This window comes from Sphingorhabdus sp. 109 (genome assembly GCF_902506555.1).
GTDB lineage: Bacteria > Pseudomonadota > Alphaproteobacteria > Sphingomonadales > Sphingomonadaceae > Parasphingorhabdus.
The window spans coordinates 3160106-3186946 of the sequence record NZ_LR732707.1 but is presented as its reverse complement, the minus strand read 5'-3'; the positions used below and the strand labels follow the sequence as shown (position 1 = coordinate 3186946).

Genomic DNA, 26841 nt, shown 5'->3' with positions numbered 1-26841 from the left:
GCGCCACCATCCGTCCGCTTTGACATTTTTTCATTGCGAAGCGCATGGCTGCGGGGCTAAGCGCACAGCATGAACATATTGGCGAAAATATTCACTTGGTGGGACGGCGCAACGATCGGCACCGCCCTGTTTAGCGCCCGCAAAGGCAAGCGCGTCGGCGAAGATGTGTTTGGCAATATCTATTATCAGGCAAAAAAAGCCGAATCCGGCGATCCGGCCGGCAAGCGCTGGGTTATTTACAACGGCTCCAATGACGCCAGCCGCGTGCCGCCGGAATGGCACGGATGGCTGCATCACAGCTATGACGAAATTCCCGAAAGCCATTTGCCGCAACCGCGCATCTGGGAGAAAGAGCCGAGCGGAAACCTGACCGGCACCGCTTATGCCTATCGCCCGGCAGGGGCACTGGAACAAGGCGGTCACCGTGCCGCAGCAACCGGCGATTATGAATCCTGGAACCCCGCCGAAGCGGAATGACCGGCATGCTGCGCCACTCCGTTTCCTTTCCGATGCTGGCCGCCATGCTGTTGCTGACGGGCTGTGGCTGGTTCAGCGACGACAATGTCGAGGAAAATGCCACCGGCCAGGCGGCTGAAAAAGGAGAAGTTGCTGCAACCGATGGGGATCTGGTCGCACCGGTTACGGAGCAGATCGGAACGCCGATGGCGGAACGGGTTGCCACGCTCGGCTTTCTGAACAAGCGCAACGGCCTGACCCGGGATCTCGAATTGCGGCCCGGCCAGTCCATCCGCATCGGTCGCGCGATCGTCCGGCTGCGAGCCTGCGAACGCACCGCCCCCTGGGAACTCACCCCCGAGCAGGGCGCCTTTGTCCAGCTGCTGGTTAACGAACGCCCTTCCAATCGGTCCGGCGAGGATCAATGGAAACGGGTTTTTTCCGGCTGGCTGTTTCGCGAATCGCCGTCGCTGAACGTTGTCGAGCACCCGATCTATGATGTCTGGGTCAAGAGCTGCGCGATGAGCTTCCCCGGCGAGGAAAATCCGCCGGAAAATTCGGTCAATCCGACGGCACCGCGCACATCATCGTCCAATCTGGCCAACAATATATCGAGCGCGCCGAACGAGACGGAGACGGAATCGCCATCTCCCCCGGCCGCCGCGCCAAGCCCTGCTCCGGCACCGGCAGCGAGACCAGCACCACCGGCCAGCAATCCGCCGGAAGACCTGATCGGTGACCTGATCGCCGAATCCGAAGACGGCGCATAGTTCCGCACTTTTCCGAGCATAGCCAGATAGGCTTTCTGGCTGATCTCGACCGCGCCCAACGATGCCAGATGATCGGTCATGAACTGGCAGTCGAGCAGCGGAAATCCGCCGACCTTCAACCGGGCCACCAGCCATGCCAGCGCCACTTTCGACGCGTCGCTGGCGCGCGAAAACATGCTTTCCCCGCAAAAGGCGCCGCCAATGGCGAGGCCATAGAGACCACCGACCAGATCCTCCTCACCGGATTCGGCATTCCATAGCCAACATTCAACGCTGTGCGCATGGCCCAGCTGGTGCAGCTGGTTGAACGCCTGTTCGATCTCGGCATTGATCCATGTTTCCTGACGGTCGTCGGCCTCGCTGGCGCAAATCCGGATCACATCGGCAAAGGCACTGTCGGTCGACACCCGGAACCGGTCGGATCGGATGGTCTTGCGCAACGAGCGCGACATCCGGAAATTGTCGAGCGGAATGATGGCCCGCGTTTTTGGTTCCACCCAGAAAGTGTCCGGATCGTCCCGGGCATCCGCCATCGGGAAGATGCCCGATGCATAGGCTTTTAACAGGAGATCAAGATCAATGGTCATAGGGGATGGATAACGTGGCCGGTGCCGTTCGCCCAGCCCGAAAACAACAAAGCCGGGGCGTCAAGGATGGCGCCCGTCAGGCCGCCATCAGCACCCGGGCTTCCTCGGCAATTTTCTCGGCGATCGCGGTATATTCGCTGGCAAAGCCGGCATTGGTGCGCCAGGCAGCACCGATGCTGCGGGTGACCGACCAGCCTTCGACATCGAGCAAAGCGACATCGCCGCCGCGGGGCAATTCGGATCGCACGTAAAGCGCAGGCAATATCGCCAGTCCCAGCCCGGATGCGACCATCTGCCGGACGCTGTCCAGGCTGGTGCCTTCATAATCGCGCAGCAGGTTCATATCATGCTGCTGGCACTGTCGCGCCACGTCGCGGTGAAGATGATGCCGCCGGTCCATGCTCAGCACGGGCAAACCGGCCAGATCGGCAAGCGTCAGATTATCCCGCGCGGCGAGCTCGTGATCGGGTGGTGCCACCAGTAGCAAGGGTTCGCGAAACAGCGGCTCGATATGCAGATTCTCGCCTTCGATTGGCAAGGGCCCCAGCAGCATATCGATCGATCCCTTGGTCAGTTCCATGGCCTGCAGATCGGGAATGCCCTCGCGCATATAGAAGCGCAGGTCCGGCCGGGTGCGATGCAGGGCGGCAATCACCGGAGGCATCAGATAGGGCCCCAATGTCGGCGACACGCCGAAGCGCAAAATACCCGCGAGGCTGTCGCTGGCCCGCTCGGCCAGATCACGAATATCCTTTACCTCGACCAACACCTGCCGCGCGCGCGCCGCAATTTCGCGCCCCACCGGCGTCAGCTCCGCGCCATGGGTGCGGCGTTCGACGAGGGTCACACCCAATCGCTGCTCCAGCGTCCGCAGCTGATGGCTCAGGGTCGGTTGCGAAGCGCCGGCGGATTGTGCCGCCTTGCCAAAATGACCCTGGTCGGCGACCGCAACAAGATATTCAAACTGGCGTAACGTCGGCATGGCACAGCTCCATACTATAGAACATATCTATTAATAAATATGATTTCATTCGATTGGATTTATCATGCCTCATCCCGCATATCAACCTTATCGATGCCCGGGCACGGTTGAAAGAGGTAAGTCAAGGACCCGTATAGCAGCAACCTGATCCGCAAGCATCGTACAGGGGCGCCGATATCGCCGCATTGGCGGCATTCTCCGGTCCCTTCCCTTCCCCCGCTACTGGGGCGGCAGCACTCCCTCAACGGCTCGCCGCCCCGATTTTTATGACCGCAATTCCGGAACGAGGACGACAGCCTGATGGTAAAGAAGATGAGCGCCGCACTGCAGGAATTTATTGCGCAGGAAACCAGCGCCGGCATCATCCTGTTCTGCGCTGCGGTCGCGGCCATGATCGCGATGAACAGCGCCTTCAATCCCTATTATCTGGCCTTTCTCGATATCCCGGTAGCCATCCAGTTCGGCGCACTGGAAATCGCCAAGCCGCTGTCGCTGTGGATCAACGACGGGCTGATGGCGATCTTCTTCTTCCTGGTCGGACTGGAAGTGAAACGCGAACTGATCGAGGGGCAGCTTTCCACTGTCGAACAGGCCGCTCTGCCGGCTGTGGCAGCGATCGGCGGCATGGCGCTGCCGGCGCTGGTGTTTCTCTATTTCAACTGGACCATGCCGCAGAATATCAGCGGCTGGGCGATTCCGGCGGCGACCGATATTGCCTTTGCCCTTGGCGTGCTCGCCCTGCTCGGCAAGCATGCGCCCGTCTCGCTCAAGGTGCTGCTGCTGGCGATCGCGATTATCGACGATATCGGCGCGATCATCATTATCGCCTTATTTTACACCGCCGAAGTCTCCGGATTCTCGCTACTGCTCGCCGGCGGCGGAACCATCGTGCTGTTCGCAATGAACCGGCTGGGCGTAATCCGCACCGCGCCCTATATACTGGTGGGCATATTCCTGTGGATCTGTGTTCTGAAATCCGGCGTCCATGCCACGCTGGCCGGAGTCATCGCGGCGCTGGCAATCCCGCTTTCCACCAAGGATGGCCGTTCGCCGCTGAAACATCTCGAGCATATGTTGCACCCCTGGACCGCTTTTCTGGTGCTGCCGATATTCGCTTTCGCCAATGCCGGCGTGTCGCTGGCAGGTCTGCAAATTGCCGATCTGATGGCCCCGCTGGCGCTCGGCATTGCCGCCGGTCTGGTGATCGGCAAACAGGTCGGGGTGTTCGGTTTCATGTTTCTGGCGACGAAGATCGGTCTGGTAAAACGACCGGCGGGGGTCAGCTGGATGCAGCTATACGGCCTCGCCTGCCTGACCGGCATCGGCTTCACGATGAGCCTGTTCATCGGCAATCTGGCCTTTGTCGACCCCGAACAGATCGAAACCGTTAAACTGGGCGTGATCAGCGGGTCGCTGCTTTCGGGCCTCCTGGGATATTGCCTGCTGCGCTTCACAACGTCGCCCGGACCTGCGTACCCCACGAAACCGGCCTGATCGCCTTTCCCTGCCAGAACAGCTATGTCGAATCTGTCGGCAATCGCCGCAAAGCGTGATAGAGCGCAATCATGAAGCGACAATTCTATCTGTTGGCGGGACTGACTTCGCTTGCATTGGGCAGCATCGGCATCATCCTGCCGCTGCTCCCGACGGTGCCATTCATGATTCTGGCGGCCTTCTGTTTTGCCAACAGTTCGCCACGGCTGGAGGCCTGGCTGGTCGACCATCACGTCTTTGGCCATCATATCAGGAACTGGCGCGAGCGCCGCGCAATCACCCGGCGCGGCAAATGGGCGGCGACAGTCGCCTTTGCGGTCAGTTGTGGGCTCGCCCTGCTGTTTGTCAAACTGCCGTGGAATCTCGTTCCGATCGCCGCTGCGCTGATCAGCGGCAGCTGGATCTGGACACGCAACGAGCCCGATCCGGCCAAATTGCCGGTCCAGCCCCCTTCGCATAAAGAATAGTTTCCGCAGTCCGCAAATCTGGTAATCTTCAGCCAAATCTGAGGAGAGAATTATGTCGCGGCAGCAATTGTTGGAAATGACTCGTTCGCTGGTCGAACATGGCAAGGCGGGCACAATGGAACTGGTCGATGACGTGGTCGCAATACCGGCGTCCGACTATACGGATGAAGCGCAGTTCGAGCGCGAGAAGAATCTGATCTTTAAACGGTTGCCGCTGATGATGGCACCATCCTGCGAACTGCCCGAACCAGGCTGTTACAAGGCGATGGAAATGGCCGGCATTCCGGTGTTGCTCACGCGCCAGAAAGACGGCACCGCGCAGGCCTTTCTCAACAGCTGCACCCATCGCGGCAATCCGGTGGCGCAAGGCAGCGGCAAGGCCTCGCGCTTTACCTGCGGCTATCACGGCTGGACCTTCAAGAATGACGGCGACCTGCTCGCGATCGCATCGCCAAAGGATTTCGGCAAGGTCGACAAGGCAAATTTCTGCCTGCAAAAATTCCCGACGCTGGAACGGGCCGGGCTGATCTGGGCGACGCTGGATCCGGACAGCACGCTGGACATCGAGTCCTATCTCTGCGGCTATGACAGCCTGCTCGAACATTTCGGCTTCGACAGCTGGCACCTGTTTGACCAGCGGACCATCCCGGGGCCGAACTGGAAGACCGCCTATGACGGCTATCTCGACTTCTATCACCTTCCCGTTTTGCACAAGGACACGTTCGGTTCCGATTTCTTCAACCGGGCGAACTATTTTGCCTGGGGACCGCACCAGCGCCTGTCCTCCCCGTCGAAACTGATCCAGAAAACGGGCAGCGACGAACAGCTTGATCTCACCGAGATCGATGAAAAAGACTGGCCGATCGACGCATTGCTGCAAGGCGTGTGGACGATCTTCCCGCATATCTCGATTGCCAGCTTCTACGGCGGTGGCGGCCGCGGTGCGATGATCTCGCAGCTGTTCCCGGGCGAAAATGTCGGGGAAAGCTACACCACGCAATTTTACGTGATGGAACATGAACCGACCGACGATGCCGTGCGCCAGGGTGCGCGGGAGCAATTCGACTTTCTTGAAGTCGTGGTCGCGGAAGAAGATTACAAGACCGGGAAGCGCCAGCACGAAGCCTTGCAATCGGGTCTGATCGACAAGGTCTGGTTCGGCCGCAACGAGGGTGGCGGACAGGCTTTTCACCAGTGGGTCGATCGCCTGACCAAAGCCGATGATGCGGAACTCAACCGGATTTTTGCACCACAGTTGCAAGCCGCGGAGTAGGGAGAATCAGGCGTTGCGATAGTCCCTGACCGGGGGCAACGCCTCTTTCCACTTCGGTTGTTCGGCGCGGAGTTTTTCCAGCATCTTTTCCCAATAGGCTTCGGTCTTGCCCTTGAAGCGGATGTCAAAATCCTCCTGCGTGCGGAATTCCAGCAGTTCAACGCCCGCGTCTCCGATCGTATAGGTATAGGGCGTGCCGGCGGGCAGGAAAAAGCCGTCGCCTGCCGCCATCTCTTCGGTGCCCATCCGGATGTCGCCGCTGATCAGATAATAGAGGCAGTCGCTGTCGTGGCTGTGCAGCGGCAGCGGATAGCCGGGCTTGAACCAGACATAATGCAGGGAGAAGCCAAATCCGCTGAACAGGCATTTGAGCACCGCGCCGTCGCCGATGCCTTCCTCGCCCAGCTTTGCCGCACCGTCGAGAATGACCGGATCGTCATCGACATAGGTCATATGCCCCGCCTCATCGAGGCTTGGCGCATCTTTGCCTCTGAAAATTCGCATCACTTTCAGTGGTTCAGGCTTGCTCGCAACAGGAGCGTCTGCATCTGTCATATCATCCTCCGGACCCGTTCGGGTCATGACATTAGCAGCAGACACTCCATCCGGCAAAGCCGATAAAATGTCAGGCGCTAGTCAGCCTGATATTTGGTCATATAATGGTTCAGCACCGCTGGATTGAGCACATTCTTGAAGGCGCAAGAAATGCCCTGGTTACTGCTGCGGACCACCTCCGCCTCGAGCGCTCCCAATCCCGGCAGGGTCAACCAGCACAGGGTGCCGGGATGCGCGGGTTGCAACGCGTCGCTGGTAAATCCGGCGAGCGAAATGGAGGTTATTTCGACCGGGAAGCTGCGGGAGCAGGAGAAGCGCATCCTGGCCTTGATCGCGACCTGATAGCCCGGCGCAAATCTCTGCGCTCCGGACGCCGCAGCAGATTGCATGGCCGGTTGGCCGTTGCCTGCGGATATCGTTGAACTGCGAGCCAGTGTTTCTGCCATACCTGTTTCCTTCGGGGCGTTTTTTCGCGACGGCGGCGCCTCCCCTGGTCTGAAGAAGCCGCGAGACAGGAAGTCTAGTGCTTACCGGTAAATTCCGCGTTTACAATCATGGTAAACAGAAAATGTGCGGAATGAATCGTGGCGCGTTTTGGCCCTTTGGCGCACAATCACGCTTGCCGAAATCGTCTCGGGACGCTAAGGCGCGCGAACCGGCTGTTTCGCAAGGGCGATGCGGCCCGTGCAGGAGTGTAGCTCAGTTGGTAGAGCATCGGTCTCCAAAACCGAGGGCCCACGGTTCGAGTCCGTGCACTCCTGCCATTTTTCCCCTTCATAACCGAAGTCCTCATGACCCAGTTTATCTCCGCCATCCGCCTGATTGTTCCTGACTATGATCAGGCAATCGCCTTCTATGTCGGGCTGATGGGATTTGAACTGATTGAGGATAGCGAGATTTCCGAAGACAAGCGCTGGGTGCTCGTTGCACCGCCCGGCAGCACCGAAACCCGGTTGCTGCTGGCCAAGGCCAGCAATGAGGCGCAGGAAGAAATTATCGGCGAGCAGGCCGCCGACCGGGTCTTCCTGTTCCTCGAAACCTATGATTTCGACAGCGACATCGCCCTGATGGAGCGGGCAGGGATCGATATTATCGAAGAACCCCGAATCGAAAGCTATGGCAAGGTCGTTGTGTTTCGCGATCCGTTCGGTAACAAATGGGACCTGATCGAACGCCATTGAGGGCTATCGATCAATATCCAGCGCTCCGGCGATCATCCCCCATATCTGATGCGTCAGCTTCTCCGGATCCGGCCGCGGGTCCATGCCCATGGCGTGCATGATGCCGCTGCGAAGCGCACCGATAATGGCAGCGCCGGCGATGGTCGGATCGATATGGGTGCCGATATCGCCGCGTCTGATGCCGGAATTGATATTCCGAATCGCCATTTCGATCATCTCGTCGTGCCGGGTGGACTCGACCGCCGCCACCTGGTTGGTCAGGGCCATTTTTCCGAGAATGACGGGCGCCATGGGATCATTGTAGAGAAATTCGACCACCGCCATCAAACGGCGTTTCTCGCGCACGCCCCATGTGATGTCCGGGTCGAAATACTGGTTCGCCACCTGATTATAGCGATCGTAGAAAGCGTGGATGATGGCCCCGAGCATGCCGGATTTGGAGCCGAAATAATGGTATGCGAGGCCGACGGATACGCCGGCTTTGCCGGCGACCTGCCCCATTTCCAGTTCGCCGTCCCCTTCGCGCAGGAGCAATTCCGCAGCCGCCAGGATGTTTGCGGCGCGCATGATCTTGCGGTCGGAGCTTTCCCCTGCCCCGCGCTCCTTTGTCTTGCCTTCTCTCATTTTTCCTTGACCGGCCACAGCCCGTTCCCCCGGATATCCTGCATCGCAACGCCCTAGCAACTATTTGAATTGAATTCAATTCAAATAGTTGCTAGGCGATCCGCACAGACCAATGACGGAGCGGACGCATGAACATAGCGAACCAAATGGACACTGCAGCGACGGACCTCGCCCCCTATCTGCAGGGACGCGACTTTGACGATGCCTGGGACCAGTTTCAGGAGGAAGGCTATGTCATCTTCCTCGATGTCCTGAGTCCCGAGCAGCTGGAGCAGCAGCACGCGGCACTGAAACCCTGGATCGACGCCGATATCCGCGGCCGCAACAATTTCGAGGGCGACCGGTCCAACCGCATCTACGGGATGCTCGACAAGGATCCGGTCTTTGCCGACCTGATATCCCATCCCCTGCAACTGGCCTTTGCCGAACGGGAGCTTGGCAAAAGCTGCCTGCTCTATGCCTGTCTCGCAATCAACCTGCATCCCGGCGAAACTGTCCAGCCGTGGCATTTCGATGACAGCCATTGCAGTCTGGCCCGGCCGCGCGACCCGCTCAGCCTGTCGACTTTCTGGTCGATCAACGACACGACCGAGACCAATGGTGCCACCGAAATCATCCCCGGCAGCCACAAATGGGGTGACGAACAGCCGGCCGGTGCCAATCGCGGCTCCGATTTCAAGACGGGCGTTACCGACAAACAGACCAGCAGCAGCGATGACCATCCCGATATGATCAAGGCGACCATGCCGGCCGGTTCGCTGATGATCGCCAAGGGGACCTTGTGGCATCGCGGCGGCGGCAACAGTTCGGATGCCCATCGCCTGATCGTGACGCCGCAATTCTGCAAGGGATGGTGCCGCCCGCTGGAACAGCAATTGCTCGCGGTGTCTCCCGAAAAAGTTGCGCGCCTCCCCAAGCGGGTCCAGGAATTGCTGGGCTACAATATCCACCCCCCCTTCATGGGCTATGTTGACGGCATGCACCCGGGCAGGGTCTTGACGCAGATCTGAACTGCCCTCGAAGGGAGACCATATGAAAGCCCTGAAAAGCGACGCGCCACTGATCGTCTATGTCGACATCAAGAGTCCCTATGCCTTTGTCGCCATCCGGCCGACGCTGGCGCTGGAAAAATCTCTTGGCATGCGATTCGACTGGCGGCCCCTGACGCTCGATATCCCCAGCTATCTGGGCTCGGCGCGGAAAAGCAAGGGCAAGCTGGTTGAAAGCAACCGCAGCGCCAGCCAGTGGACGGGGATCAAATATGGCTATGCCGATGCCCGCCGCTATGCCGAGCGACAGGGCCTGATGCTCAAAGGCACCGAGAAAATCTGGGATTCGTCGATCGCCAATATCGCTATATCCTGGGCGATGCAGACGGATCGCGACCGGCTGGGTGACTATTTTGAAGCGGTCTACCCGCCCTTCTGGCGGCGGGAGCTTGATATCGAGGATGTTGCGGTGGTCGAGGCCTGTCTGGAGCAGGCCGGTATCGACTCGACCGGCTTTGCGGCCTTTGTCGAGGGCGAGGGACGGGCGCATCATGACGCGCTGCAGGCGCAGCTTCACCCGAGTGGCATCTACGGCGTTCCGACCTATGTCTTTGACGGCACCATCCTCTTTGGCCGTGAACATCTCCCTTATGTCCGCTGGCACCTGCAGGGCCGCAAAGGTCCGGCGCCCGATATCGCTTACGAAATTGATAGCGCGGAGGCATTGCCATGCTGACTGTCTTCATCGACTTCAAATCGCCCGCATCTTACCTCGCGTTCGAACCGACACTGGGTCTGGCGCGGGAAACCGGCGTTCCTGTCGACTGGCGGCCTTTTGCGGCCCGCCCCTTTCTGATTCCCGACAAAAAGGCCGACGAGACGGTCGGGGAGCGCCATCGCCGCGTCCGCGCGATCGCCCGGCGCGACACCCATTTGCATTATGCTGCGGTTCAGGGGCGGAACATGCATTTCGCGACGGATCCGGCGGGTAGCGATACCGCTCTTGCCGCCCTGGCGGGCTTGGAGGGTGACCCGGTACCGTTCATCCGCGCCGCTTATGATGCTTATTGGACGGATCAGGCGAACCTTGATGACGAGGCGGAGGTGGCGGGCCTGCTATCGGACGTGAACCTTGCTCTTCCCGACATGCAGTCGGCCCGTGAAACGCTGGATTCCATCCGCGCCGCGGCAGAAGAATCCGGCATTTTCGAATCGCCTTCCTATGTCATTGCAGACCAGCTATTTGTCGGCCGCGAGCATCTCCCGTGGATCGGCTCGCTGATCAAAGCGGCGACCATCCGGTAAAATCCCGTTCTTTTTCTTGCGAATCCGGGAATCTGGGTATAAAGGGCTGGTTCTTTCCGAAACCATGCATATATCCGAACACAGTCAAATGACTGACACCCGGAGTTTATGTGGAAACCGGCGAGAAAGTTTAGGGAATCAAGCATGGCGAAAGTCAATCCAGGCGAATTCATGAATCAGGTCAAGGCCGAGACCAACAAGGTCGTCTGGCCGACATGGCCCGAGACCGTCCGTACGGCGATCCTCGTGCTGATCATGACAACGATACTCGGCCTGTTTTTTCTGGGCGTTGATTCGGTTTTTAACGGGATTGTAGCCTGGCTCCTCAGCCTTGCCTAAACGCCCCACTCAGTTTTTTTAGGTTATTCGCATGGCACGCTGGTACATCATTCACGCTTATTCGGGCTTTGAACACAAGGTCAAGGAAGCCATTGAGGCGGACGCCAAGCGTCTTGGCCTGACCGAGCTGGTCGAGGATATCGAGGTCCCGACCGAAACCATCACCGAAGTCAAGCGCGGCAAGAAGATCCAGTCGGAGCGGAAATTCTTCCCCGGCTATGTGCTGGCCAAGCTGGAAATGACCGACGATGTCTATCACCTGGTCAAGAACCAGCCCAAGGTTACCGGCTTCCTCGGCAGCAGCGGCAAACCGCAGGCGATCAGCGAAGCCGAAGCGGCCCGCATTCTCAACACCAAGGAAGAAGCTGCCAACGCTCCGAAAGAACGGATCACGGTCGCTTATGAAATCGGCGACGAGGTCAAGGTCAAATCCGGCCCGTTCAACAGCTTCAACGGCATTGTCGAGGAACTGGATTTCGACAAGAACAAGGTCAAGGTTTCCGTGTCCATCTTCGGTCGCGCAACCCCGGTCGAACTGGACTTCGGCGAAGTCGACCTGATCAGCTAGTTTTCATGCTTCGGACCCAGGTCCGGAGCACAACAGAATTTGGTGGCTTTCAGCTGCCGAATACCACCGCGGGAGGAAGTTTCGGCTTCTGTCTGACCGCTTAATTTGAGGTTTCGGAGACCCGCTCATCCTGAGCTTGTCGAAGGACCGAAAGAATGAAAGGACTGCCAAATGGCTAAGAAAATTGATGGTTATATCAATTTGCAAGTACCAGCCGGTATTGCAAATCCATCCCCGCCAATCGGCCCTGCACTGGGTCAGCGCGGCGTTAATATCATGGAATTCTGTAAGGCGTTCAACGCGGCTACGGACAAGCTGGAAAAAGGCACGCCGATCCCGACCAAGATCACGGTCTATGGCGATCGCAGCTTTACCTTTGAAACCAAGACGCCACCGGCCAGCTATCTGATCAAGAAGCTTGCCAAGCTGAAAAAAGGTTCGAGCGAACCTGGCAAGGCTTCCGGCGGATCGATCAAGGCTTCGCAGATCAAGGAAATCGCCGAAACGAAGATGGCCGACCTCAATGCCAATAGCATTGAACAGGCTATGAAAATCATTTCAGGCACCGCGCGCTCGATGGGCGTAGATGTGGTGGAGGGATAAGAAGATGGCGAAACTCTCCAAGAAAATGCAGGCGATCAACGAAAAAATCGATCGCGAAAAGCTCTACGGCATCGACGAAGCAATCAAGACGTTGAAAGACCTGGCTTCGTCCTCGAAATTTGACGAGACGCTCGACGTCGCGATCAATCTCGGCGTTGATCCCCGCCATGCTGACCAGATGGTCCGCGGCGTGATCTCGCTTCCTGCCGGCACCGGCAAGGAAACCCGGGTTGCCGTGTTTGCCAAGGATGCCAAAGCAGACGAAGCAAAGGAAGCGGGCGCCGACACGGTTGGTGCGGAAGATCTGATGGAAGCCATGCAGGGTGGCGATCTCAACTATGATCGTATCATCGCAACCCCCGACATGATGGGTGTTGTCGGTCGTCTCGGCAAGGTTCTCGGTCCGAAAGGCCTGATGCCGAACCCGAAACTCGGCACGGTGACCCCGAATGTCGCGCAAGCGGTCAAGGACGCCAAGGGCGGCCAGATCGAATATCGCGTCGAAAAAGCCGGTATCATCCACAATGGCATCGGCAAGGTCAGCTTCTCCGAAGCCGATCTGCGCAAGAATTTCGATGCGCTCGTCAACGCGGTCATCAAGGCAAAGCCAGCCGGCGCCAAGGGCAGATATGTCCGCAAGGTCGGCCTGAGCACGACCATGGGCCCCGGCCTCAAGGTTGATCTCGGCGAGATCGAAGGCGCCTGATTGATAGGGGTCATCCCGGCGCAAGCGGGGATGATATGCAATGCTTTTAGAAAAAGGCCGGGCGCGTTCCCGGCCTTTTTTCATGCGTGACAATTTCCGGAAGGACCGACATGACCCACTTGCAGATCAGCGCGGACCTGTCCTACCGCCTCGCCGCACCCTGCACGATATTGGTCCAGGTCGAGGCTGCGGCGACCGCCGGACAGGCGCCGACCGATTCGCGCATCGATATCGGTCCGGCGAACAGCAAAACCATCGTCCCGGCCCATGACCGCATCGGCACAAGATTGTGGACCACGCAGGAGGAGCAGCTCAGCATCTCTTATGCGGCGCAGGTCGCGATCGATCGCGCCGACCCCGATTTTGCCGCTTTGCCCGCCACCGACCTGCCAGACCTGCCGGGAGAGGCCGTGCCCTATCTGTTCAACTCGCTCTATTGCTCGGTCAACGCCTTTGACCAGGTGGTGACGGAGGAATTTGCCGGGCTGAGCGGTGGTGCTCTGGTGGCCGCCATGGCGGATTATATCCGCCAGACCATGCGCTACGGATCGGACGCCGACAATGTCCACAATGATGCCGGACAGAGCTTTGCCGCGCGCAAGGGCGTGTGCCGTGACTATGCCCATATATTGATCAGCATGGCGCGCTCGGCCAATATCCCGGCCCGCTTTGCCAGCACCTATGCCCCCGATGTCGCGCCGCAGGATTTCCACGCCGTGTCCGAAGTCTTTCTCGACGGCCACTGGCGTCTGGTCGACCCGACCGGCATGGCAAAGCCAAGCGATATGGCGGTCATCGGCATCGGCCGCGACGCCACCGATGTCTCGTTCCTCACCGCCTTCGGCAGCATGCAAATGGTCGAGCAAAGAGTGAAGGTAACCCGCATCTGAGCCGCAACCCGCGATTTCCGGCTTTCAGTACCCGCCCTTTTCGCTTTAGAATTGCTCCCGATCAACTTCCGGGAGGATGATATGCACAAGGGTTCCTGCCTCTGCGGCGCCATCGATATCGAAGTCGCCGGCGACCTGCCCGAGGCCGACGCCTGCCACTGCAGCCAGTGCCGCAAGCAGTCCGGTCATTACTGGGCCTCGATCGACGTGCCGACCAGCGCCGTCACCATCAACGGCGAAGACCATATCCGCTGGTACCAGTCCTCGGAAAAAGTCCGCCGCGGCTTCTGCGACACCTGCGGCGCCTTCCTGTTTTGGGACCCGCTCCACCACGACACAATCGCCATCGCCATGGGCTGTTTCGACCAGCCGACCGGCACGAATATCTGGAGCCATATCTTCGTCGCCGACAAGGGCGATTATTACGAGATTGAAGAAGGGGTGCTGCAGCGGGATAGATAGTTGGGCGTTCAACCGATTGCCCGCTTCACCCCGCAAGCCGCCATCATCTTTCACCCCGTCGAATGACTGAAAGTGGGTGGTTAGTGGACATAGAGATAAGCGACTTCAAATGACAACTTCATCCCGAAAGTGGACATTGGTTGGTGGCCGTTTGAACCCCGGAAACTCGCTGGGAAATGGTAATTCAGTATGTGCTACAATCCGGTGAAGGAAGAGGCTCAAGTTTGATCATTTGAGTGGGTAGAACTACTTTGTTCCAAAGGCCCATATGTCCTCCGCGGCCTTGCCTTTCTCTGCCGATGAACCTTATTCGGAAGGCCGACACGGTATAGCATTTTTTCTGCTCATCATATTTGCCTGCGAGTTCCATTGGCGGATCATACCGCAGCCAAGCCGAACGCTCGTCCTTCGGTCGTTGCTCAGGTGCAGAATCTGCGCCCTCGACAAAGGTTGAACCCTCAAATTCATAGAGCCAGACCCCGTTATATTCGCGTGCAGCGCTGAAATGATAGCATTCCGGGCCAGTGTCGCGAATAATAGCGTTTCCTTCCTGAGTTTCGCAAGGTTGACCCAAGATCAAGGCTATGGGGATCGAAGTTCTGAAACGATCTTCCCATTTTACGAAATCTGAGGGATTGCCGAGCCAAGGCCAGAAGATGACCCCGATAATTACCAATCCCAGTATGCTCATGATTCTCTTACGACTGACGAGGCCATATTGGCCGAATATTCAGACGTCCGCAATTAGGGCGTCGGCGGAACGGCATCTTTTCTATTTATAATGTCCGCTTTTGTACCCAAACCAGACGTCCATCCCCCCACCCACCAGGTGGTGGAGGCGGAGGTGGTGGAGGTGCATCCGGTTCGCCGCCGAAGTTGTAGATCAAGCTACCGAGGATCGAGTGGGTCGAAATATCGGTGGAAACATCACGACCGAGCGAATCAACGAGATCAACTCCGGTTGTGTTGAAATAGCGATATTTCAGGCCCACGTCCCAGCTGTCGCTGAGTGGAGCGCGAACACCGGCAATAGCCTGCCATGCGAAACCGGTATCGGAGTCGTCCAGCCAAGGCGTAGCAATCACATTGGTGAGCTCAGTACGGGCAACACCGACGCCGCCGCCGACAAAACCCTGAATTCCATCATCAGCGCCGAAGTCGACCAGACCGTTCAGCATGAAGCTGAGCGCGTTGACATCGCCGTTTGTATCGATGAAATATCCAGCATTTCCGGAATTTCCAAGGCCAGGAATAAACGCACCGCCGAGAACCGGGGTCGTACCGACGAGGTCGCCGGAGCTAGCCTGCTTGTAACCGACTTCGGCTTCCAGACGGAATGATCCGAAATCATAACCAACTATTCCGTCGAAATCATATCCTGTGTCGTGATCGATGCTAGCAGTATCTGCGATACCACCAATATCAAGATCAACGTCCTCGACAATCATCGCACCGCCCTCGACACCGACATACCACTGGCCGTCACGGGCCAGGGCAGGTGTAGCGAGCGCTGTGGAGGCAAGTGCCATTCCTAAGGCAAGCTTCCGCATTTATATTCCCCTTCTCAATTAGGTTCTAAATTCACGCCGCTTTCTACCCGCTTGATCATTCCAGTGCAAGCGACCAAATTGCATAACTGTTGCGAAAATGTCGCCATTTTCAATAATTAGGCCAAAAAATAGATCATAATCTCGGTGAGATAGCCGAATTCCGCCCGCCAACAGCGCAGATGAGTCACTTTCAGCTAGTAGACAGCAGAATCCCCTGTGCCACCAGGACCGACAGAATCGAATCGATTGCCAAGCGCGCCTCGCTGTCAACGACAGCGCCCCCTGCCGGATTTGTGACGGTTTCCGCCGATTGCCAGGATCCCCGATAAACCGCATAGCTTTCGCTGGATTTGACATAAATCCGCATCACCGTCTGCGGGACGATGAATAGCCAGCCATTTTCCGTCCAGCCGGCGATATGATCATCACGGCCTAGCCAGTCATTCACGGCACCCGGTGCGACCAGCCAGGACTGGCCGGGCGACGGCACGATATTCGAGGGATCGCTCTCGACCGCCTGCACGACCGGATGCAGAAGGAAATCGATTCGGGCGAGCGCTTCATTGTGGAACAATTCCTTATGTGCCTGCCCGGTCGCCAACAGCGGGATGTCGAATCGTGCGGTTTCCAAAATTGCCATGACATTTCTCCTTTCGAAAATGGATAAAGGTGAACATCAGCGGTTCTCAAAGCGGGATCGAAAAGGCGAGCGGCTCGGACCGGCCGGCATCGCCAATTTGGAAGATGCTGACATCCATGCTGCTCGCATTGCCGGTCATGAAGGGTTCGATCTGGGCGGTCGAAACGATGGCAAATGGCTCCGTTGTTTCCAGTGCCACCACCGCTACCGACCCGCCGTCGGCGACTAGCTCAACCCTGTATTTCTCGCCCGCCTCGGCCAGCGGCACGCCGACGTGGTCGGACCAGACTGTTCCGGCGCGGGATCGGCGGGTCCATTCGATCTGAAGCGCTCCCCCGGCCATAAACGCCCATTCCGGATGGACCGGTGACCAGGGTTTCAACGCCCGTCCCGGCATCTCGATGGTCGAGAGGGCGGGAACAGGATCCTCTCGCCCCGCAGCGAGGAAAGCCGCCGGAGCAAAGGGGGTGTAGAAGGCGGAAGCGATTTCCAGCATTGACGCGCCATCGAGCAGGACAAAATCCTCGTTCGCACCATGATTGGCAATTTTGTCTTCGGTGCCACCAAGACCGCGGATGAACCGGGACAAGCGAAAGCGCCCTGCTCCCAGCGGATTGGCCACCGCGAACTGGATGAATTCACCGCCGATATGGGCAATATTGCTACAGGCCAGCAGACGCGCCTCGTCGGCATGGGCCAGATGCATCCCCGGGTTGTGCAAATCCACATCGATCCGGTTGACTTGGTCGATCAGGGCCGGGTTTGCCGGGCCAAGCGTTCCGGCCACAGTCCCGAGAATCGTCGGCGCGGGTATCTGGCCGATATAATCACCTGGCGCGCCGTCCGGGCCGGCCGCAAACAGCCGCGCGTTGCGCCATCCGGCATCACCGGCTGCAGCAGCATAGAGCCTTGCCGAATCCGACGCGGCGGTCGGCGCATCCAGAGCGAAAGGCAAATCGACCAGCACCAGACGGGTCGGCCCGGCGCGCAGATCAGGATCGGGAATATTTCTGCCGTGATCCGTTGCGATCTCCCCCGCCATCTGATCCGATCGCACACGCCGCAGCGACAATTGCGCGCACGACGCACCAATTTCGCATTCTCTTATCCGCCATAATCCATTGAAACCGGCCATTTCGACCAATGTCGCGGGCCGCAAAGGGTGACTGCCGAGCGGCACGGAAACATGCAGGCCGAAGCGTTCGTCATAATCTGATGAGAGGCTGGTGGCAGCGAGTTCTTTCGCCCGCTCTGCCGATATCGCCGCCGGAAAATCCATCACCACTGAGATCCTGCCGCTTCCCGGGCGGAATGCCATCTGGATGCCGGACTGATAATCACGCGCCGGATCGTAGTAGCGTAGCGACAATTGTCTCGGCGTCGCTGAAATGGCAGTAGTGCGGCTGGCGGGCCTTGCAATGTCCTGTTGTCCGGCCGTCCGGACAGAATCATCTGCAATGGCGTAAACCGGTTCGGCGTCATCCGCTGCGCGCGGGCATGCCTCGATCCGGCCGATTGCATGGGGCGCGGTCGAAAAGGATAGAGGAATGGTATCGGTGAGCGCCCGCAAAGCCATGTGCCGGTTTTCGCCACCGGCGGCAAAGCCTGACAGCGTCTCTGACGCGGGCAGAATAATCCGCTGTGCGGAAATATCCGTGATGATATCGGCAATCGCAACCGGACCGTTATCGGCGATCACCTCGAAGGTCAGCGACGGGATACGATTGCCATATTCGGTCAGGTCCATATCTTCAAATACCGCCAGCGCCAGCCCGCGATAGGCGGGCGTCCCGCCATCGGCTTCAGCGCTAGCCATCAGGCCGTCGACGGACTGGTCCTCGCCACCGGGATAAAAGGCAAAGCCGGTTTCGGTCTTGAAATCCCCGGCCGCCCCGCGGAAGATTTTCCCGTCCGCCCAAATGCGGCCGATGGACTGGATCCGGCGACTGGACAGGGCAACCGCGAAACAGGCGGAATAGCTGTAGATTGTGGTACTGGGCCGTCCCTTGCCGCCGCCCTCGCGGGATCGCGTTTCCTTCAGATCGGTTGCCCAGACCACCGTTCCGGCAACCCGCATCCGGCCGAATATCCGGGGTATTTGCGAGCCATAGCTCGACGTCTGCACGGCCAGTTCCTGCAGCCGCGGCCCCTCGCGACCCTTCGGTTTGAACAGGATATTCTGATCGACCTGCTGGCCGATAATCGCTCCGATTGTCCCGCCAATCGGTCCGCCGATCGCGGTGCCGACAGCGCTCAAGACCAGCGTCGCCATTCAATCCTCCGTCAGCCTGAATATCGCGACAATCGGCCATGGCGCTTTGCCAGGGCAAAAGACCACCTTGCCGAGACCGGCATGGGCGTGCACGAAGCCGTCACCGGCACGGATCAGGAAGTGCCACTGCACGCCACTGGGCCGGACCAGGACAATATCACCTTCGCACAGTTCCGATTCCGGCGGGAAGCGGGTAAATCCGGTCTCCGCCATGAAGGTCCTGATCGAATGTTCGGACCCGCCGCGGATCGAATAGCCATTGGGCACGTCGCATTCGAATTCGCCGGCCAACAGGCATTGCTGGGCCAACCCTATGCAATCCAGCCCGATCTCTTCATCGCGGCCGTGCAGGCAAAAGCGCGCACCGCAAAGCGACATAGCCTTGTCAGCCATCTTCCGTGATCCTTCTCTCGTTCGTGTCATGCGCCGGGATATCGCGTCAGCAGATCATTACCGGGCAAATAGGGTTCGCCGCGAAAGTTGATGCTGTTGGAAAAGCGGTCTCGGCAGGTTGCGAAATTCTTGTTGCAACCCTCGGTGAGCAACACTCTTGCGCCCGGAGCGACGGTTTCTGCGGGCGGGTCGGCCAGCCTGACAACAGCCGCTTCCCCGTCGACAATCGCATAGCTAAGTCCGCAGTTGGGACCGTCGAGAAAGCGCAGGGAACCGAATGCAAAATCGGACGCGGCATCACCCAGCGCCTCGATGGCGATCGTATCGCCGTCAACCGACAGGACCTGGCCTTCCCGCTGATAGCGGCGCAGGCTGAGCTTGCACTGGTAATCGCCAAACTCGGCGCGACAGGTGGGTGATGTCAGCGGCGCAACCGGCTCGTCGAGAAAGGATGTCGCGCCCAGCATTTCAACTGTGAAACTGTCGCCCGACCGCACGATCTCTCCGAATTCACCGCAAATCAGCGGCAGAGGCTCGGCCTCGGGCTGCTGCCAGTCGGCCAGCGAAATATAGAGCAGCGCGCCGTCCCAGCGCCCGGCCTCGAGATCCGCCACCGCAATCGCCGCACTGGTCATCACGCCGGCAATTTCGACATTGTCGACCTCCAGACTGTCGGACAGCGCGATCGAGGATGGCACCATGCCTGGAGCCGCGCGATACCGAAATCCATCGATGACAAGATCGCGATCATGCGAGGTAAAGCCGAGAGCCACGCCATCTGCGCGCTCTAGCCGCCAGAGATAGGTGCTGGTCGTGACCGTCCGGTCCAGCCAGTCAAGGCTCATGACGGTTCCCGGACTTCGACCAGAAGGACTTCGGGAATATCACCGGCCAGAAAGGTCGCATGACTGACGGACAGCCGGTCGCTTTCGAAACGCACCGGCACATCGAACAGGAAACCGGCGGTGATATCGCTCTCTTCGGCGGGCGGACTGTCGAAGATTATGATGCCCGCCGGACCCAGCGACCAGCCAGCGGCAGGCTCACCGTTGACGGCGACCAGCACGGTTTCCGGATCGGGCCGCGTGATCAGCCTTTGTTGCGGTTCATCGGCCGGATCACCATAATTTTTTACCAACTGATATTCGGTCCTCTGGCCGTCGCCTTTGCCGAGATACTGGTCGGTCAACCACGGCGCACCGACCATCTCGTGCGAGCTGTGATCATAAGGATCGCGGAAGCGAAAAGCCTTGGCCGCACCCCGCCGCGCACGAAAAAAGGCAATCAGGGCCCGCAATTCGTCCTCGCTCCGGACGCCCGGCCCGACATCGAACTCCAGCCGCGCATCGGCCCAGTCGCTGTTGCGTTTCTCGTGACCGGAAAGGGTCGTCACGACATTGGTGGAAAATCCGGGCGACACGCTGGCCCCCTGACCGATTGCTATCGGAAAGCGCACGTCGTCGAAGGCGTTCACATCTTCTTCCTCTTCCTGAAAATAGGTAAAACCGTCCCGCGCCACCTGCGGTAGCGCCCAGACAAAAATATCCGCAGTGCCCCGTTTGCGCGCACCGGCAATGGCATCGACCATATGGCTCCAGATAAAGCTGTCCGCCGATTGCAGCACAAAGCCGGAAAAATACTGCTGCTGTTCAACCGGATAGCCCAGCCTCTGCGTCGCGAGGGCAACCCCGGCCGCCGTGGCCGACCGATTGCCTGCGATCACCCAGTCATAATCCTCGAGTTGCAATATGTCGAAAGCGGGAGCGGCCCAGCCGACAGGCAGGTTAGCCCGCTTGGTTTCCGGGGCCTGCTCGTCCAGAATCGTCGGCAAATAGGCCAGCAACAGGGTCTCGACCGGCGTTTCGCCCGCTTCATCCTTCACCGCATCCAGCAGATCGGCGGTCGATGCGGCCAATATCTCCCCGGCCTGGTCGAGCATGGCCTTTTGTCCCGCCGTCTTGGGGCCATCGATGCCGCCGATGCTGACCGCGTTTTCACCGAGAACCGCCAATGCAGCCGCGTCATAAAGACAAATTCGCTTGTCCGGCATGACCCACCACCACGGCTCACCCACCTGAAAGCGGATCGCCACGCCGGCGTCCCGGGCAATCGCGGTAAAGGCCCGTGCCACGGCTTGCAGATAGGCCATCGCATCGCCATTGGCCGGCGAGAGCAAGGTCGACGGCGGTTCCCAGCCGGTCAAGGCCGGATCGCCGTTCTCCGCCCGCTGTTTCCAGTCGCTCCAGCAATGCTCGTCGAACAGTTCGTAGGATAGCGACAGGATCACGGAAAAACCCATCGCTTCGGCACGGATCATCAGATCACGGTGCCACACGGCCGCCGGCTCGTTGATCGCGGCAAATTGCTCGCCCGGTTGCGGCGCGGAAAGGCTGACACACAGCCCCTCCCCGACCGTCTCCAGCCGGAAATAATGGCTCATCCCGAGATAGTGGTTGACCGCGCCGCGATAGCCCAGAGCGCGGATCATCCGCAGCAAGCGTTCCGGCGTCTGGTTGAAACTGTCATCATAGGCAGTAGCCATAGACAGGCTATTTTCCGGCAACATGACATCACCGGTGTCCAGCACCGCGCCCTGGCCATGGGTACGGATTGCGCTCATCTCGACCCAGCCGATTTTTGGCGTGGGAAAACGCGTGCCTTGCTCGGCATATTCTGGCGGTACGATCGAAATGAACAGCCGGTCGATATCCCCCGGATGAACCGGATCGGCCTCTCCCGGCAACAGGAAACCACCATCGACATTGGAAAATTCTATCGCGATATCTGCATCGGTCGGCGTGCCGCTGGCATAGTTCCACAATCGCACATACCAGGATTTCGGATCTCCTGCCGCATCCCGCCCTTCGATTGTCAGCGTCGGGCCGTTGATCGCATCGAGCGGCATGATGCCCGAGGACCGCCAGTGAAACGTCCATTTGAGCCGGGCATAGTCGCGCTCCGTTTCGTACGCGAGCAACGGATGGTCGAGCACATCCTCGCTCTCCCAGATCAGACCGGCCAGATCGTCGCTATTATAGAAGACTGCATCCACCCGCAGTGCATCGGCTGCAGTGGTCACCACCGAGGCCATCATCGGACGCGGGAAATTGATCGTCCAGAAGCGGGGATCGAAGCGCTGGATGAAGCCGTTTTGCTGCCCAGTTCTTTTGTCGGTTAGCCAGAATCCCATATCAGCCCGCCTTTGCCGACAGCGCGTTGCTCACCGCTCGCACGATTTGCCGGCTTGACCGACGCATCTGCTCCGGCGCGCTGCCCCGGCCATTGTCGGAAATATTGATTGTCAAACGGATATTGGGCGCTGTGTTGACCGACACCGGCGGCTCGATCCGCCCTGCCGCGGTCGGCACGAACAATTCTGGCCCGCGTTCGCCGACCATATAAGCACGGCCGCCGCTGACCGGACCACCGGTTGCCCGCCCCGGCGCGCCAAGAAAGGCGCCCAGCAAGGATGTTCCGATATCGAGCAGCCCGCCGCCCGAACCGCCACCGAAAAGATTGTGCAAACCGCTCTGGACTGCTGCACCGGCGATATCGTTCATCACCGACAGCGCCACCCGGCGCAGATCTTCAAAATCCAGTGAACCACGACGGATGGCGCGGCTGAGGGTATTCTCGAGCGCCGCCCCTGCGCGCTCCAGGCCCGAGCCAAAAGGGCCATCAAGCTGGCTTTTCATATCGGCCACATCCTTGGCAAAACCGGCGGTATCGGCGCGGACGCTGACCACCAGCCGTTCGATATCTTCATCCATCGGGGAAAGTCTCTTTCAGTTTTTCGAGTTGTTCGGTGCCGAGCGGGGCCTGGCCGGGCCCGCGGCCGGTGAAGACCGCAAATATGGTTGCCAGTTCAGCAGGCGTTGCGTGCCAGAACTGGTCCGGCGTCCAGCCGAGGACAGCGGAGACGGTGCCGCATAATATTTCTATCGATGATGCGAAATAAGTGTGCCCCCGCGATGGCGGGGGTCCATCTTGGAACAGATCGTCTGCCGAGCCAACGGGAGATGGATCCCCGCCTTCGCGGGGACACGCTTTACCAACCACGTCCCGACAATATCTGCTTCAGTACGATCTTCAGCGCCGGCGTCACTCCGGCGAGCCCCAGTTTCATCATCCCCTCGCCCAGCTGGTCGCGGGTCAAATGCTCAGGTCGATCGCTGGCAACATGCCAGAACAGCGTAACGATTTCCGACAGCAAAAGCCGCCCGCCCGCCGCTCGGCCAACCAGATCGAACAAAGATCCCAGTTCCTCCTCGGCGGCTACCAGCGCCGCAAAACTGGGCCGCAGGATCAGGCGCGTGCCATCGATGACAATCTGAGCTTCGCCGCGCAGGGCATTGGCGGGCCGGTCAGACACTGGCGACCGCGCCCGAGCTTTCCAGGCTCAACGTGTAGCTGCGCTCGCCATTATAATCGCCGCTATAGTCCAGCCGCGCGACGAGAAAATCGCCCTGCATCCGCTCGCCGCCCTCGAAGCTGAGTTCATAGGCGTCGATAATGCCCCCCAGCGCATGATTCTTGATTCGCATCTCCGCGTCCGAGCCGGTGAACACACCAGCCCCTGACACGGACACAGACCGCACGCCCGCACCCGACAGCAATTGCCGCCAGCCGCCGCTGTCCTTGCTGGTGATCGCCACCGGCTCGCCATTGATCGACATCTGTGTGGTCCGCAAACCCGCGATGGTCGTGTAGCTGACGGGATCCTCGCCATCGCCGATTTTCAGGAGAAAGGCGCTGCCTTTTTCTGCTGCCATATTCCGGTTCCTTCATGTTGGGTGTTGTGCCCCCGCGAAGGCGGGGGCCCATCTCGTGCCGCTTGAATTGCGCACAAAATATCGATTGTTCGTGGAGCCAAGGTCGGGAGATGGGCCCCTGCCTGCGCAGGGGCACTAAGCCCTCAAAACCCTCGCCCGATACTCGACTAACCCGCTCCACGGGCTCACCGCGCTGCGCAAAATGCGCGTACGGCGGAAATCGAAAGTGACGATCTGCCAGCCATCGGGATCATCTAGTCCCGGTTCCAGAACCTCCTCGACCAGCGCCATCAACCGGTGCAGGCGCGCCGCCGTCTCGCCATCGTCATGTACGGTTAACGCAAGGCTCAACTCGCGGCCGACCCCGCCCTTGTGGCTCCAGTCGAGGGAAGCCCCGGTGGCCAGCGCGATATAGGGAAAGTCCGCCTGCGGCGGCGGGCCGTCAAATATGCCGCTGACCAGGCCTGTCAGTTCCGTGTGCGCATTCAGCCTTGCGACGAGCTGTCGCTGCACCGCTTCCAGCGCGCTGCTCATCGCACGGCCCGCATCAGAAAAGCGACATCGCGCAGGCTGCTATTCTCGATCAGCCGCTGTTTCAACCGCCGGGCTTCCACCCCGATTCCTTCGCCAGTTTCACTGACCTGCACATCGTCGGGCAATTCTTCCGCCAGCGCCGATTTGATCTCGGTTCGGGCGCGGGTCAGCCGCTGTTCGGCAATCGCCTCCCCGCGCTTCTGCAATTTTTCCATCATCTTTTTTCTTCCGCCTGCAGGATGGTCTTCCGGGTCCGTCGGTGCTCCAATATCACGCTCGATATCGTCATTACCCGGTCCCCCCAGACCAGCCGGTCGCCCGGCCTGATCACCCGGGTTTCACGCAGGGTGAACCGCCAGCGTGGCAGGGCCGAACGGCTTTCCGCCTCGCTGACGGCGCCCGTTTGCATCGCTTCGGCCGCTGCCCAGAAGACACCAACAGTAAGATATTCCGGTTCGGCCGAGCCCAGCGCATCGCGCCCGACACTCTGCCGCTCGATTGATATGCGTTCGCGCAAGATTCCGGAAAATTCCTGTCCCATCATGCCATCCTCATCCGCCGATGGGGTCGCCACAAGGCGGTCACCGCGCTCGGCGGACCACCGGCGTCAACACCGTCGCGATTGGCGTAAAAATAGCCCGCCATCCGCACGATCCCCTGGCGCAGGCCCGCAGGCAGTGCGTCCCAGTCCATCGCCAGACCGGCGCTATAGGTCACCCGGATTCGCGAACCGCCGTCGCTCCGGTGCAGCCTGATCCAGCCGATACCGTCGCTGTCGATGTCGAGCGCATAGTCCTCGACCGCAAACGCCGCCGCGATCCCGCCCGCGCCCAGCGCCTCGACCGAAACAATCGACTGCACCGGCAGCCGCTTCAACTTCTGCCAGACGTGCCGCGCCGGCAACATATCTGTCACTGATCGCGCGATCAGCATCTGCCCGGTAAAATCCTCGCACAAGGACGCCGCGCCGCGCAGAAACGCATCGATAGCGTCATCATCGGCCTGATGGTCAATCCGGACAAATTCCCTGACCTCTGCGATCAGCGCTGCCGGCAAATCCGGCCAGTCTGAAATGGGGAAGCTCACGGTCGCGGCATCCTTTCACTTGGGTTTAGAAATATGCGCCCGCGCCGGATCGAGGGGAGGAGCAACCGGCACGGGCGCGCTGCGCCGAAGCGCAGCAAGGGCTTCAGGAAGCGCTGAACTGCATCAGCTTGATCGCTTCCGAATTCATGATCTGCCCGCCAACCCGCTTGGTCGCATAAAAATGGACAAACGGCTTGTTGGTGAACGGATCGCGCAAAATGCTGGTCGCGCTGCGTTCGGCGATCAGATAGCCAGCGCGGAAATTGCCGAAGGCGATCGACAGGCTGTCCGCGGCAATATCCGGCATGTCTTCGGCCTCGACCACCGGATAGCCGAGCAGGGTCGCGGGCTGTCCACTGGCGAGCGAAGGCTGCCACAGAAAGGCGCCATCTGCCGTCTTGAACTTGCGGATATGGGCGAGGGTCGAGCTGTTCATTACAAAGGAGGCGCCCTGCCGGTAGGCGGGACGCAGCGTGTGGACCAGATCGACCAGCACATCCTCGCTGTCGAAACTGCCCGACGCGCCGGACGGCACATATTGCAGCGAACCAAAGGCGCGGACATCATCGCTCTCGTCGGTCACAGTTGCATTGAGAAAACCGCGCGGCTGGTTGACGCCGGAGCCACCGACAAAAGCCGCGCCTTCGGCCTGGGCAAATTCCCGGGCAATTTCGTCCGCCAGCCAGGATTCAACGTCAAAGGCCGCATCGTCGAGCATCGCCTGGGAGGCCGCCGGATTGGCGTAAAGCTCACCGCTCGGCGGCGCGATTTCGTTGAAATCCGGCGTATCGGTTTCCGGACGGCCTGCGGTCTCGCTAACCCAGCCGGAGGGCGTTCCGCCGGTGGTCACCAGCTTGCGATAGCCTGCCGTGCCGGTCTGCACCACCGTCGCAATCGAACGGATCGGCGAGATATCCTTGAGCATTGCGCCGATCAGCGCGTCAATTTCCTGCGGCACGGCAAAGCCGCCCTCCGGACCGGACGCACCGGAAAAGCTCTTCAGTTCGACCCCGGCCTGATCCCCGCGCCGGAGATATTTGGCGACAAAATCCTGAGCGGCAGCCGAAGGCGGCATCCCCTTTGCGCCATCGATATTTCCGGTCAGCGCGGGCCGGGCCGAAGCTTTGGAAATGTCCGACATCTGCACCTTCAGGCCATCCACGTCCGTGCGCAATGATTTGATCTCGTCGCCCTGGCGGGCGACATCTTCAGCCATCAGCACCGCGTCGAATGACGCTTCAAGCGGGTCGGCCTTGGTTTCGAATTTGGGGGAATCTGTCATGTCTTTCCTTTCCTGTCGTTAAGTTTGCCTAGAGTTTCGGGATCGCCCGGAGATACAAGAC

35 protein-coding genes, 1 tRNA gene and 1 pseudogene are annotated in these 26841 nt (G+C 59.6%); 16 read left to right on the top strand and 21 right to left on the bottom strand.

All coding sequences use genetic code 11. The features are described 5' to 3' along the window. Positions 1–69: 69 nt before the first annotated feature. Both BOSE62_RS15195 and BOSE62_RS17590 read left to right on the top strand, forming a co-directional pair. Complete coding sequence (locus tag BOSE62_RS15195) at positions 70–477, top strand: NADH:ubiquinone oxidoreductase subunit NDUFA12 (RefSeq protein ID WP_159647581.1); 408 nt, start codon at positions 70–72, stop codon at positions 475–477. Continuing rightward, positions 474–914: pseudogene (locus BOSE62_RS17590) on the top strand (DUF2155 domain-containing protein); the annotation flags it as partial. The gene BOSE62_RS15195 and the pseudogene BOSE62_RS17590, both read left to right, overlap by 4 nt. Positions 915–949: 35 nt before the next feature. Here BOSE62_RS17590 and aat read toward each other — a convergent pair. Continuing rightward, on the bottom strand, positions 950–1813 hold the full coding sequence (aat, locus tag BOSE62_RS15185) for a leucyl/phenylalanyl-tRNA--protein transferase (RefSeq protein ID WP_159647580.1): 864 nt from the start codon (positions 1811–1813) through the stop codon (positions 950–952). A 76-nt stretch (positions 1814–1889) separates the two neighbouring features. Further along, complete coding sequence (locus BOSE62_RS15180; protein WP_159647579.1) at positions 1890–2795, bottom strand: hydrogen peroxide-inducible genes activator; 906 nt, start codon at positions 2793–2795, stop codon at positions 1890–1892. Between the two features lie 300 nt (positions 2796–3095). Between BOSE62_RS15180 and nhaA the strand changes: the two genes are divergently transcribed. The 3 genes from nhaA (at position 3096) to BOSE62_RS15165 (ending at position 6029) form a co-directional block, all read left to right on the top strand. Next, positions 3096–4289 (top strand): Na+/H+ antiporter NhaA, encoded by a 1194-nt coding sequence (nhaA, locus tag BOSE62_RS15175; protein ID WP_159647578.1) that lies wholly within the window; start codon positions 3096–3098, stop codon positions 4287–4289. Between the two features lie 71 nt (positions 4290–4360). Then, positions 4361–4756 carry a YbaN family protein gene (locus BOSE62_RS15170; protein ID WP_159647577.1) on the top strand — a complete coding sequence of 132 codons (396 nt, stop codon included), beginning with the start codon at positions 4361–4363 and terminating at the stop codon, positions 4754–4756. A gap of 52 nt (positions 4757–4808) precedes the next feature. After that, complete coding sequence (locus BOSE62_RS15165) at positions 4809–6029, top strand: aromatic ring-hydroxylating oxygenase subunit alpha (protein WP_159647576.1); 1221 nt, start codon at positions 4809–4811, stop codon at positions 6027–6029. A gap of 6 nt (positions 6030–6035) precedes the next feature. On the opposite strand, the gene BOSE62_RS15160 is transcribed toward BOSE62_RS15165, so the two are convergent. Then, positions 6036–6584 carry a cupin domain-containing protein gene (locus tag BOSE62_RS15160; protein ID WP_159647575.1) on the bottom strand — a complete coding sequence of 183 codons (549 nt, stop codon included), beginning with the start codon at positions 6582–6584 and terminating at the stop codon, positions 6036–6038. A gap of 77 nt (positions 6585–6661) precedes the next feature. Beyond that, positions 6662–7030, bottom strand: a complete 369-nt coding sequence (locus BOSE62_RS15155; RefSeq protein ID WP_159647574.1) for a PilZ domain-containing protein — start codon at positions 7028–7030, stop codon at positions 6662–6664. A gap of 242 nt (positions 7031–7272) precedes the next feature. On the opposite strand from BOSE62_RS15155, the gene BOSE62_RS15150 reads away from it, so the two are divergent. Both BOSE62_RS15150 and BOSE62_RS15145 read left to right on the top strand, forming a co-directional pair. Next, positions 7273–7348, top strand: a tRNA-Trp gene (locus BOSE62_RS15150). A 27-nt stretch (positions 7349–7375) separates the two neighbouring features. Beyond that, on the top strand, positions 7376–7765 hold the full coding sequence (locus BOSE62_RS15145) for a VOC family protein (RefSeq protein WP_159647573.1): 390 nt from the start codon (positions 7376–7378) through the stop codon (positions 7763–7765). Between the two features lie 3 nt (positions 7766–7768). Here the strand turns inward: BOSE62_RS15145 and BOSE62_RS15140 are convergent, their stop codons facing one another. Beyond that, on the bottom strand, positions 7769–8389 hold the full coding sequence (locus BOSE62_RS15140; protein WP_159647572.1) for a TetR/AcrR family transcriptional regulator: 621 nt from the start codon (positions 8387–8389) through the stop codon (positions 7769–7771). Between the two features lie 128 nt (positions 8390–8517). Here BOSE62_RS15140 and BOSE62_RS15135 point away from each other — a divergent pair, with 128 nt between their 5' ends. The 9 genes from BOSE62_RS15135 to BOSE62_RS15095 all read left to right on the top strand — a co-directional run bounded on the left by BOSE62_RS15135 (position 8518) and on the right by BOSE62_RS15095 (position 14251). Further along, positions 8518–9399, top strand: a complete 882-nt coding sequence (locus BOSE62_RS15135; RefSeq protein ID WP_159647571.1) for a phytanoyl-CoA dioxygenase family protein — start codon at positions 8518–8520, stop codon at positions 9397–9399. A gap of 22 nt (positions 9400–9421) precedes the next feature. Further along, a complete protein-coding gene (locus BOSE62_RS15130; RefSeq protein WP_159647570.1) occupies positions 9422–10114 on the top strand; it encodes a DsbA family protein in 693 nt (230 codons plus the stop codon). Next, the gene (locus BOSE62_RS15125; protein ID WP_159647569.1) at positions 10108–10683 is read left to right on the top strand and encodes a DsbA family protein; all 576 of its coding nucleotides are present in this window, start codon (positions 10108–10110) and stop codon (positions 10681–10683) included. The genes BOSE62_RS15130 and BOSE62_RS15125 overlap by 7 nt, the downstream gene beginning before the upstream one ends. Before the next feature lie 144 nt (positions 10684–10827). Next, positions 10828–11022 (top strand): preprotein translocase subunit SecE, encoded by a 195-nt coding sequence (secE, locus tag BOSE62_RS15120; protein WP_067197601.1) that lies wholly within the window; start codon positions 10828–10830, stop codon positions 11020–11022. 31 nt (positions 11023–11053) lie between these two features. Beyond that, positions 11054–11590, top strand: coding sequence for a transcription termination/antitermination protein NusG (gene nusG / locus BOSE62_RS15115; RefSeq protein WP_067197598.1), 537 nt, complete (start codon positions 11054–11056; stop codon positions 11588–11590). Between the two features lie 171 nt (positions 11591–11761). Next, the gene (gene rplK / locus BOSE62_RS15110) at positions 11762–12193 is read left to right on the top strand and encodes a 50S ribosomal protein L11 (RefSeq protein ID WP_089133374.1); all 432 of its coding nucleotides are present in this window, start codon (positions 11762–11764) and stop codon (positions 12191–12193) included. A 4-nt stretch (positions 12194–12197) separates the two neighbouring features. Further along, entirely contained in the window at positions 12198–12899 is a 702-nt protein-coding gene (gene rplA / locus BOSE62_RS15105; RefSeq protein ID WP_159647568.1) for a 50S ribosomal protein L1, read from the top strand. A 110-nt stretch (positions 12900–13009) separates the two neighbouring features. After that, positions 13010–13789 (top strand): transglutaminase-like domain-containing protein, encoded by a 780-nt coding sequence (locus BOSE62_RS15100; protein WP_159647567.1) that lies wholly within the window; start codon positions 13010–13012, stop codon positions 13787–13789. An 81-nt stretch (positions 13790–13870) separates the two neighbouring features. Continuing rightward, positions 13871–14251: a GFA family protein gene (locus BOSE62_RS15095; RefSeq protein WP_159647566.1), complete on the top strand. Its 381-nt coding sequence runs from the start codon at positions 13871–13873 to the stop codon at positions 14249–14251. A 184-nt stretch (positions 14252–14435) separates the two neighbouring features. On the opposite strand, the gene BOSE62_RS15090 is transcribed toward BOSE62_RS15095, so the two are convergent. From BOSE62_RS15090 to BOSE62_RS15015, 16 genes are all read right to left on the bottom strand, one after another. Then, the gene (locus tag BOSE62_RS15090) at positions 14436–14942 is read right to left on the bottom strand and encodes a hypothetical protein (RefSeq protein WP_159647565.1); all 507 of its coding nucleotides are present in this window, start codon (positions 14940–14942) and stop codon (positions 14436–14438) included. A gap of 85 nt (positions 14943–15027) precedes the next feature. Beyond that, a complete protein-coding gene (locus BOSE62_RS15085; protein ID WP_159647564.1) occupies positions 15028–15801 on the bottom strand; it encodes an outer membrane protein in 774 nt (257 codons plus the stop codon). A gap of 190 nt (positions 15802–15991) precedes the next feature. After that, positions 15992–16441: a DUF2793 domain-containing protein gene (locus tag BOSE62_RS15080; protein ID WP_159647563.1), complete on the bottom strand. Its 450-nt coding sequence runs from the start codon at positions 16439–16441 to the stop codon at positions 15992–15994. A 46-nt stretch (positions 16442–16487) separates the two neighbouring features. Then, positions 16488–18713, bottom strand: coding sequence for a GTA baseplate fiber-binding domain-containing protein (locus BOSE62_RS15075; RefSeq protein WP_159647562.1), 2226 nt, complete (start codon positions 18711–18713; stop codon positions 16488–16490). Then, positions 18714–19106 (bottom strand): peptidoglycan endopeptidase, encoded by a 393-nt coding sequence (locus tag BOSE62_RS15070; RefSeq protein ID WP_159647561.1) that lies wholly within the window; start codon positions 19104–19106, stop codon positions 18714–18716. Positions 19107–19132: 26 nt separating this feature from the next. Then, complete coding sequence (locus BOSE62_RS15065; RefSeq protein ID WP_159647560.1) at positions 19133–19951, bottom strand: DUF2163 domain-containing protein; 819 nt, start codon at positions 19949–19951, stop codon at positions 19133–19135. After that, positions 19948–22296: a DUF2460 domain-containing protein gene (locus BOSE62_RS15060; protein WP_159647559.1), complete on the bottom strand. Its 2349-nt coding sequence runs from the start codon at positions 22294–22296 to the stop codon at positions 19948–19950. The genes BOSE62_RS15065 and BOSE62_RS15060 overlap by 4 nt, the downstream gene beginning before the upstream one ends. A gap of 1 nt (position 22297) precedes the next feature. After that, positions 22298–22876 (bottom strand): tail tape measure protein, encoded by a 579-nt coding sequence (locus BOSE62_RS15055; RefSeq protein ID WP_159647558.1) that lies wholly within the window; start codon positions 22874–22876, stop codon positions 22298–22300. Then, complete coding sequence (locus BOSE62_RS17425) at positions 22869–23165, bottom strand: phage tail assembly chaperone (protein ID WP_236554068.1); 297 nt, start codon at positions 23163–23165, stop codon at positions 22869–22871. Before BOSE62_RS17425 ends, BOSE62_RS15055 begins: the two co-directional genes overlap by 8 nt. After that, complete coding sequence (locus BOSE62_RS15045; protein ID WP_159647557.1) at positions 23155–23478, bottom strand: gene transfer agent family protein; 324 nt, start codon at positions 23476–23478, stop codon at positions 23155–23157. Before BOSE62_RS15045 ends, BOSE62_RS17425 begins: the two co-directional genes overlap by 11 nt. Continuing rightward, positions 23471–23878, bottom strand: coding sequence for a phage tail tube protein (locus tag BOSE62_RS15040; protein WP_159647556.1), 408 nt, complete (start codon positions 23876–23878; stop codon positions 23471–23473). The genes BOSE62_RS15045 and BOSE62_RS15040 overlap by 8 nt, the downstream gene beginning before the upstream one ends. A 135-nt stretch (positions 23879–24013) precedes the next feature. Then, on the bottom strand, positions 24014–24412 hold the full coding sequence (locus tag BOSE62_RS15035; RefSeq protein WP_159647555.1) for a DUF3168 domain-containing protein: 399 nt from the start codon (positions 24410–24412) through the stop codon (positions 24014–24016). Then, a complete protein-coding gene (locus BOSE62_RS15030) occupies positions 24409–24630 on the bottom strand; it encodes a hypothetical protein (RefSeq protein WP_159647554.1) in 222 nt (73 codons plus the stop codon). The genes BOSE62_RS15035 and BOSE62_RS15030 overlap by 4 nt, the downstream gene beginning before the upstream one ends. Then, positions 24627–24956 (bottom strand): head-tail adaptor protein, encoded by a 330-nt coding sequence (locus BOSE62_RS15025; RefSeq protein ID WP_159647553.1) that lies wholly within the window; start codon positions 24954–24956, stop codon positions 24627–24629. Before BOSE62_RS15025 ends, BOSE62_RS15030 begins: the two co-directional genes overlap by 4 nt. Continuing rightward, positions 24953–25498: a head-tail connector protein gene (locus BOSE62_RS15020; protein WP_159647552.1), complete on the bottom strand. Its 546-nt coding sequence runs from the start codon at positions 25496–25498 to the stop codon at positions 24953–24955. The genes BOSE62_RS15025 and BOSE62_RS15020 overlap by 4 nt, the downstream gene beginning before the upstream one ends. Positions 25499–25601: 103 nt before the next feature. Further along, positions 25602–26780: a phage major capsid protein gene (locus tag BOSE62_RS15015; protein WP_201295688.1), complete on the bottom strand. Its 1179-nt coding sequence runs from the start codon at positions 26778–26780 to the stop codon at positions 25602–25604. Between the last annotated feature and the right edge of the window lie 61 nt (positions 26781–26841).